This window comes from Kitasatospora sp. NPDC059673 (assembly GCF_042734215.1).
GTDB lineage: Bacteria > Actinomycetota > Actinomycetes > Streptomycetales > Streptomycetaceae > Kitasatospora.
Map to the genome: position 1 here is coordinate 135,937 of NZ_JBHWEN010000020.1, position 8,409 is coordinate 144,345.

Annotated in this window: 8 protein-coding genes; 7 read left to right on the top strand and 1 reads right to left on the bottom strand. The window is 71.0% G+C overall.

Going from position 1 to position 8,409, the window contains the following annotated elements; translation table 11 throughout:
- The first annotated feature begins 104 nt into the window (after nt 1-104).
- The 6 genes from ACFV18_RS23315 to ACFV18_RS23340 all read left to right on the top strand — a co-directional run bounded on the left by ACFV18_RS23315 (nt 105) and on the right by ACFV18_RS23340 (nt 5,756).
- Nucleotides 105-896: an ABC transporter ATP-binding protein gene (locus tag ACFV18_RS23315; protein ID WP_380486160.1), complete on the top strand. Its 792-nt coding sequence runs from the start codon at nt 105-107 to the stop codon at nt 894-896.
- 121 nt (nt 897-1,017) lie between these two features.
- Nucleotides 1,018-1,431, top strand: coding sequence for an NfeD family protein (locus tag ACFV18_RS23320; protein ID WP_380486176.1), 414 nt, complete (start codon nt 1,018-1,020; stop codon nt 1,429-1,431).
- Between the two features lie 10 nt (nt 1,432-1,441).
- Entirely contained in the window at nt 1,442-2,467 is a 1,026-nt protein-coding gene (locus tag ACFV18_RS23325) for an SPFH domain-containing protein (protein WP_380486162.1), read from the top strand.
- Between the two features lie 150 nt (nt 2,468-2,617).
- Complete coding sequence (locus ACFV18_RS23330) at nt 2,618-3,385, top strand: sulfite exporter TauE/SafE family protein (RefSeq protein ID WP_380486164.1); 768 nt, start codon at nt 2,618-2,620, stop codon at nt 3,383-3,385.
- Nucleotides 3,386-3,440: 55 nt separating this feature from the next.
- Nucleotides 3,441-3,737, top strand: coding sequence for a 4a-hydroxytetrahydrobiopterin dehydratase (locus ACFV18_RS23335; protein ID WP_380486166.1), 297 nt, complete (start codon nt 3,441-3,443; stop codon nt 3,735-3,737).
- A gap of 123 nt (nt 3,738-3,860) precedes the next feature.
- Complete coding sequence (locus ACFV18_RS23340) at nt 3,861-5,756, top strand: PQQ-binding-like beta-propeller repeat protein (protein WP_380486168.1); 1,896 nt, start codon at nt 3,861-3,863, stop codon at nt 5,754-5,756.
- 72 nt (nt 5,757-5,828) lie between these two features.
- Here the strand turns inward: ACFV18_RS23340 and ACFV18_RS23345 are convergent, their stop codons facing one another.
- Nucleotides 5,829-6,338, bottom strand: a complete 510-nt coding sequence (locus tag ACFV18_RS23345) for an HNH endonuclease (RefSeq protein WP_380486169.1) — start codon at nt 6,336-6,338, stop codon at nt 5,829-5,831.
- A 220-nt stretch (nt 6,339-6,558) separates the two neighbouring features.
- On the opposite strand from ACFV18_RS23345, the gene tyrS reads away from it, so the two are divergent.
- Nucleotides 6,559-7,824 (top strand): tyrosine--tRNA ligase, encoded by a 1,266-nt coding sequence (gene tyrS, locus ACFV18_RS23350; protein WP_380486171.1) that lies wholly within the window; start codon nt 6,559-6,561, stop codon nt 7,822-7,824.
- The last annotated feature ends 585 nt before the right edge of the window (nt 7,825-8,409 follow it).

An 8,409-nucleotide genomic window follows, 5' to 3' on the forward strand; every position in this document is an offset into this window, starting at 1 on the left:
GCGGGTGGCGTAGGTTTGGCCTGACACAGGTTGGACCGCACCCCGAGGACCTTCGCGCAGGTTCCACGGACGGCCGGATTCTTGCATTTGGGGAAGGCGTAGGCATGAGCGACGTGCTGGAGCTGGTGGACGTTTCCGTGGTCCGGGAGGGGCGCGCGCTCGTCGATCACGTGTCCTGGACGGTCAGGGAGGGCGAGCGCTGGGTGGTGCTCGGTCCGAACGGCGCGGGCAAGACGACGCTGCTCCAGATCGCCGGTGCCTACCTGTTCCCGAGCTCGGGCCAGGCCGTCGTGCTCGGCGAGAAGCTCGACCAGATCGACGTGTTCGAGCAGCGTGCCCGGATCGGCCTGGCCAGCGCCGCCATGTTCGACAAGCTGCCGGGCAACCAGACCGTGCTGGAGACGGTGCTGACCGCCGCCTGGGGTCTGACCGTGCACGGCAAGGAGACCTACGAACAGCCCGACGAGGCCCGCGCCCTGGCGCTGCTCGACCGGCTCGGCATGGCCGGCTTCACCGACCGCAAGTTCGGCACCCTCTCCGAGGGCGAGCGCAAGCGCACCCTGATCGCCCGCGCCCTGATGACCGACCCCGAACTGCTGCTGCTGGACGAGCCCGCCGCCGGCCTCGACCTCGGCGGCCGCGAGGACCTGGTGCGCCGTCTCGCCGCGCTCGCCCAGGACGAGTTCGCGCCGTCCATGGTGATGGTCACCCACCACGTGGAGGAGATCGTCCCCGGCATGACCCACGTGCTGATGATCCGTCAAGGCAAGATCATGACGGCCGGCCCGATCGGGACCACCCTCAATGCCCGCAACCTCTCGCACTGCTTCGGCCTGCCGCTGACCCTGGAGCAGCGCGGCGACCGCTGGACCGCGCAGGGCCTGCCGCTCGGCTGACGGCCGGATCCGGTACCTGCCGGGAACCGGTCGCACACCTGGCCGGTTTCCGCACCTCCAGCTGCGGGAAGCTACGCCTGAAGAGCTCGAACTTCCCTAGGATGGACGCGTGGACGGCTGGATCTGGTGGCTACTGCTCGCAGTGGGCCTGGGCATTCCGCTGGTGGTGACCGCGATGCCCGAATTCGCCATGTTCGCGGTCGGCGCCGGCGCGGCCGCCCTGACGGCCGGCCTGGGCGGCGGCGTGGTCCCGCAGTTCCTGGTGTTCGTCGGAGTGTCGGCGGCGCTCCTGGTGTTCGTACGCCCGATCGCCTACCGCCAGCTGAAGCAGAGCCCGGGCTACCGCACGGGCGTGGAGGCGCTGACCGGCGCCACCGCAGTGGTACAGGAAACCGTCGATGGAGGGGAGGGCGGCCGGATCAAGCTCAACGGCGAGATCTGGTCCGCCCGGGCGCTCCACCCGGGCTCGGTGTTCGAGCCCGGCCAGCAGGTCGACGTCGTCGAAATCCAGGGCGCGACCGCCCTGGTCGTCTAGGGGAGAAGCGTTGGAACCCGTCCTCATCGTGCTGATCGTCCTGGTCGTGGTGGCCTTCATCGCCCTGATCAAGACGATCCAGGTGATTCCGCAGGCCAGCGCCGCGATCGTGGAGCGCTTCGGCCGTTACACCCGCACCCTCAGCGCCGGCCTGAACATCGTGGTGCCGTTCATCGACACCATCCGCAACCGGATCGACCTGCGTGAACAGGTCGTTCCGTTCCCGCCGCAGCCGGTCATCACCTCGGACAACCTGGTCGTCAACATCGACACCGTCATCTACTACCAGGTGACCGACCCGCGGGCCGCGACCTACGAGGTGGCCAGCTACATCCAGGCCATCGAGCAGCTCACCGTCACCACGCTGCGCAACATCATCGGCTCCATGGACCTGGAGTCCACGCTGACCTCCCGCGAGGTCATCAACGCCGGTCTGCGCGGCGTCCTCGACGAGGCCACCGGCCGCTGGGGCATCCGGGTCAACCGGGTCGAGCTCAAGGCGATCGAGCCGCCGACCTCCATCCAGGACTCGATGGAGAAGCAGATGCGCGCCGACCGCGACAAGCGCGCCGCCATCCTCACCGCCGAAGGCGCCCGGCAGGCCCAGATCCTGCGCGCCGAGGGTGAGAAGCAGGCCGCCGTCCTGCAGGCCGAAGGCGAGGCCCAGGCCGCGGTGCTGAAGGCCGACGGTGAGGCCGCCGCGATCCGGACGGTCTTCGAGGCCATCCACGAGGGCGACGCCGACCAGAAGCTGCTCGCCTACCAGTACCTGCAGACCCTGCCGGAGCTCGCCAAGGGCGACGCCAACAAGCTGTGGATCATCCCCAGCGAGGTCGGCGACGCGCTCAAGGGCCTCGGCGGCGCCTTCCAGGGCGCGACCGGCGGCGGCAAGGGGGCCCCCGAGGCCACCGCCGTCACCCCGCCCGCCGCCCGCGTCCCGGTCGACCCCGCCAACGCCCCGCGCCCGGTGGACACCGACAAGACCCTCCGCCCGCGGGTCGAGCCCACCCGCGAGTACCCGAAGTTCGACGAGTAGTCACCCGCGTTCCGCAGGCCCCGCCCGAATCAACGGGCGGGGCCTGCACGCATGTTGGGGCCGTTTCGAATTCCGGACGCCCCCTGGCCCCGGGCCCCGCCCCTCCGGCATGATCAACCGGCCCGACAGCAGCCAACGAGGGGAAAGCAGATGACACTGTGGGAGGCGCTCGCCGTCCTGCTCGCCGGAACCGCCGCCGGCACCATCAACGCCATCGTCGGCTCCGGCACCCTGATCACCTTCCCCGTCCTGCTCGCCCTCGGCCTGCCCCCCGTCACCGCCAACGTCACCAACACCCTCGGCCTGGCCCCCGGCTCGCTGGCCGGCGCCATCGGCTACCGCGCCGAACTCGCCGGCCAGGGCCGCCGCCTGCTCCGCTACGGCACCGCCTCGCTGACCGGCGGACTCATCGGCGCAGCCCTGCTGATCGTGCTCCCCGGCAAGGCCTTCGACGCCATCGTCCCGGCCCTCATCCTCACCGCCCTGGTCCTGGTCGTCCTGCAACCCCGGGTCGCCCGCGCGATGGCCGCCCGCCGCGCCGCCGGCACCCTGCCACCCGCCACCGACGGCGGACCGCTGCTGCTCCTGCTGATCGCCCTCACCGGCGTCTACGGCGGCTACTTCGGCGCCGCCCAGGGCGTCCTGCTGCTCGCCCTGATGGGCATGCTGCTCCCCGACACCCTGCAGACCATCAACGGCATCAAGAACGTCCTCGCGCTGATCGTCAACGGCGTCGCCGCGATCTTCTTCGTCCTCACCTCCACCGTCGACTGGACCGCCGCCGCCCTGATCGCCGTCGGCTCCACCCTCGGCGGCCTGCTCGGCGCCAAGCTCGGCCGCCGCCTGCCGCCGATCGCGCTGCGCACCCTGATCGTCCTGGTCGGACTCGCGGCCGTCACCAAGCTGCTGTTCCTCTGACCGCCCCCTAGGCTCGGCCCGACAGCCGCCGCACCACCCGGACGGAGATTCGCCCATGAGCCGCACCCGCCTCAGCGAGGACCAGATCACCGCCGCCCTCGCCGACCTTCCGCACTGGACCCGCACCGGCGAGGCCCTCACCCGCACCGCCGAGACCGCGAGCTTCCCGACCGCGATCAAGGTCGTGGACGCCGTCGCCGAACAGGCCGAAGCCCTCGACCACCACCCCGACATCGACATCCGCTGGCGCACCCTCACCTTCGTCCTCAGCACCCACAGCGCCGGCGGCCTGACCGGCCTCGACTTCACCCTCGCCCACCTGATCGACCAGGCCCTCGACACCACCTCCTGACCCACCGTCCACCCCGCCGTCCACCCCGCCCTCCCGGCCCCGGGCAAAGCCCTGGCCAAAACCCGCCTGCCGGGCGTGAGATGCTGTCTGCTTGCCAGACCGCAGTCGGGACGGACGGAACGCATGGCTCAGGAACCCTCCACGACCCCCGGGTACGACCAGCAGCAGCCCTGGTACCCCCAGCCTCAGCCGTCCTACGGCGAGCAGCAGGAGTACGGACAGCAGCCCGTCCACGGCGAGCAGCCGGCCTACACCGAGCAGCCGCAGGCCTACGGCGGCTACCCGCAGCCCGGGGGACACCTGGACCCGGCTGCCCAGCAGCAGCTCTACGGCCGGCCCGACCAGGGCCACCAGCCGCAGGACTACGCCCAGGCCTACGGCCAGCAGCAGGACTTCGGCGGCTACCAGCAGACCGACCCGTACGCCGACCAGGCCGCCCAGCAGCTCTACGCCCAGGCCGACCCGTTCGCGCAGCCGGAGACGGCGACGCCGAACGCGTTCGAGCAGCCCGCGGCCGAGTCCAGCCCGGTCACCAGCAGCGACTACCCGCAGACCAGCGCCGCCGACCCGTTCGCGCCCGGCGCCGACGGCAGGTCAACTCCCGTCGCCCATACCGCCGATGACGCCGACCCGGACACCGAGCAGCCGGCCGGCGGACTGGTCTCCCGGGCCCGCGCCGCCGTCACCTCCGGCCCCGGTGCGCCCAGCAAGCGCGGCCTCGCCATCCGGATAGGCGCCGGTGTCGCCGCGCTCGCCGTACTGGCCACCGCGGCCGTGCTGGCCACCTCCGACAGCGACAGCGGCGACTCCACCGCCGACAAGGGCAAGCAGGGCACCACCCAGAACATCGCGGTCGCCCACACCAAGGCCTGGACCGCCGACCCGGCCGCCGCCGGGGGCCAGGGCGCCGACGACACCCTGGTCGGCAGCTGGCTGCTCGCCGACACCGTGGTCCGCGCCGACGCCACCGGCGTGCACGCCTACAACCTCGCCGACGGCAAGCCCGGCTGGACGGTCGCCCCGCCCGCCGACGGTGCCGTCCCCTGCGGGCTGTCCCCGAGCGTCAACTCCGGCGGCATCGGCGCCGTGGTCTACCGACCCGCCGCCGACCCGAAGAGCCCGTGCAGCACCGCCGCCGCCGTGGACACCAAGACCGGAAAGATCACCTGGTCCAAGACCCTGTCCGACGCCAAGGAGAAGTACGCCGCCCACGTCGCCGTCACCGACGACAAGGTGATCGCGGTCGGCTACGACAAGGCCGCCGCCTGGGCCGCCAACGACGGCGCCGAAGCCTGGCAGTACACCGGCCAGGGCAAGTTCTGCACCCTCTCCGGCAGCTCCGGCCCCACCACCGTCCTGCTGCACAGCCGCTGCGCCGACTCCACCCCCGGCGACCAGGCCGTCGCGCTGAACGTCTCCGACGGCAAGGTCAAGTACTGGCGCGGCATCAACAACCAGCCCACGACCGTCACGGTGCTCTCCGCCGAGCCCGCCGTCGTCCTCACCACCGGCAACCAGCCCGCCGACGACCGGGTCTTCGCCTGGGGCGCCAACGGCGACCCCGGCGTCGAGATCCCGCTCGCCGTCGAGGGCGGCGGCCGCCTGGACGTCGCCCGCGGCAGCTTCGCCGCCGTCCCCGGCGTCCACTTCCAGGGCAGCACCATGTTCGCCGCGGTCGTCCCCGACGGCGGCGGCAACCCCACCGCGTTCACCGCCTACGACCTGGGCACCGGCAAGCCGCAGTGGCGCACCCCGATCGCCGAGAAGGGCAAGGCGCACCCCGCCGGCGTCGACAACAGCGGCCTGCTGGTCGCCGTGGACGAACGCGCCGACCAGCCCGCGCACCTCAGCCGCTTCGCGGTGGCCGGCGGCCAGGAGACCCAGGGCGGCGCCTTCCCGCAGGGCACCGGCTCGCTGCTCTCCGCCGGCCGGGTGTTCACCACCACCGGGCACGTGGTCGCCGTCCCCGAGCACGCCGCCAACTTCGGCATCGCCACCGGCTTCACCAGCAAGGGCTGACCCGCTGCCGGCTTTCGCCCGTACGACGACGGGCCCGACCTGTCCCCTGATCAGGTCGGGCCCGTCGGCCTTTCACGCGCCCGCAGGCAGCCAGGCGGCCAGCTCTCCGAGCTCACCCGCCCGCAGCCCGAGCGCGAGCATCAACGTCGCCTCCGGCGTCGGTTCGAACGGCCGCCGCAGCAGCCGCATCCCGGCCTGCTCCGGCGTCCGGTCCGCCTTGCGCTGGTTGTCCTCCGCGCAGGCCGCCACGGTGTTCAGCCAGCTGTCCGCACCGCCGCGCGACCGGGGCACCAGGTGGTCCACCGTGGTGGCCCGCCGCCCGCAGTACGCGCACCGGTGCTGGTCCCGTGCCAGCACACCCCGCCGCGACCACGGAGCCTGTTGTCGGAACGGCACCCGCACGTATCTGGTCAGTCTGATCACCCGCGGCACCGGCACCTGAACCCCCGATCCGCGCACCACCCGCAGCGGATGTGCCTGCTCGACCACCGCCTTGTCCTGCAGGACCAGCACCACCGCACGGCGCAGCGGCACCGTGCTCAGCGGTTCGTAGCTCGCGTTCAGGACAAGGGTGTTGCGCATGACGGGCCACCTCCGGTGCTCGCGGCCGCCGGGTCGGCGGTGGCACCACTGTGAAGGCCCGCCCCGTCTCGAACAACGGAATTTCCGTCCCGCCCACCGACCTGTCCCCGAACCCCCGCGTCACGACCGCGTAGGCTCTACCCCGCTGGAACTGTCCAGGCGCGCAGCCCACCGGGCCGCATGACCGCGCCGGACCCACGACCGAAGGAGACGCGGGACCGTGACCGACATCGTCGACGAGCTCCAGTGGCGCGGGCTGATCGCCCTGTCCACTGACGAGGACGCACTGCGCAAGGCGTTCGCGGACGGCCCGGTCACGTTCTATTGCGGCTTCGACCCGACCGCGCCCAGCCTGCACCTCGGCAACCTGGTCCAGATCCTGACCATGCGCCGCATCCAGCAGGCCGGAAACCTCCCGCTCGGCCTGGTCGGCGGAGCCACCGGCCTGATCGGCGACCCCAAGCCCACCGCCGAGCGCGTCCTCAACGACCCCGAGACGGTGGCCGGCTGGGTCGAGCGCCTGCGCGGCCAGATCTCCCGCTTCCTCGACTTCGAGGGCGAGTACGCCGCGCGCATGGTCAACAACCTGGACTGGACGTCCGGCATGTCGGCGATCAGCCTGCTGCGCGACGTCGGCAAGTACTTCCGGGTCAACAACATGATCGCCAAGGAGGCGGTGGCCCGCCGCCTCAACTCCGACGCGGGCATCAGCTACACCGAGTTCAGCTACCAGATCCTGCAGGGCATGGACTACCTGGAGCTCAACCGCCGCTACGGCTGCACCCTGCAGACCGGCGGCAGCGACCAGTGGGGCAACCTCACCGCCGGCACCGACCTGATCCGCAAGGCCGAGAGCCGCTCCGTGCACGCCCTCGCCACCCCGCTGATCACCAAGGCCGACGGCACCAAGTTCGGCAAGACCGAGTCCGGCACCGTCTGGCTCGACCCCGAACTCACCACCCCCTACGCCTTCTACCAGTTCTGGCTGAACGCGGACGACCGGGACGTCGCCAAGTTCCTGCGCATCTTCTCCTTCCGCTCCCGCGAGGAGATCGAGCAGCTGGAACGCGACACCACCGAGCGCCCCGCCGCCCGCCTCGCCCAGCGCGCCCTCGCCGAGGAACTCACCACCCTCGTCCACGGCGCCGAGCAGTACGAGCGCGCCGTCGCCGCCTCCAAGGCCCTGTTCGGCCAGGGCGACCTCGCCGACCTCGAACCCGCCACGCTGGCCGCCGCCCTCGCCGAGGTCCCCAAGGCCACCGTCACCGAACTCGGCCAGCTCGTCGACCTCCTGGTCGAATCCGGCCTGGCCCCCAGCCGCTCCGGCGCCCGCCGCACCATCAAGGAAGGCGGCGCCTACCTCAACAACGCCAAGGTCACCGACGAGGAGGCCGTCGCCACCACCGACGACCTGCTGCACGGCCGCTGGCTGGTCCTCCGCCGCGGAAAGCGCAACCTGGCCGCGGTCGAACTGGCCGGCGCCTGACCGCCCCGCGGCGGGTGCTGACGGGCTCCGGCGGCTTTCGACGGCTCTTGTCGGCTGCCGAGTGGCTTGAAACAGACCGCAGTTGACCTGTGACACAGAGATCGAGGGGCCGGATCCAGCCAGATCCGGCCCCTCGATGTTTGACTCGGCCGTCCTAGTGACCTAACGTAGTCCGAGTCGCCTGAACCGGACGTGATCGGGAGGCGGCCCCCAAACCCTCGCTGAGCGACTCGTCGCGCGTCCATTCGAAACTTCGGGTGGAAATGCGGACCGAATAACTCTGCTAGAGTTCGGGAGCGCCGAAAGGCAAAAGTGAATCGGATCGAATGAAACTCCGGAAAACGGAGCGGAAAACATCTGATAAGCTGGAAACACGAAAGAACGAAGCGCCCGGAGAGCCCGCAGGAATGCGGCTCGAAGGAAGTGTCCGTTCCTTGAGAACTCAACAGCGTGCCAAAAGTCAACGCCAGATATGTTGACATCCCCGGCTGGTCCGTCTGGATCGGTTGGAGATTCCTTTATGAAGTAACACTAGCGAGGACGCAGTGCGCAGGACCGCCATATTCCGGTGGTTGCTGTGCCGCT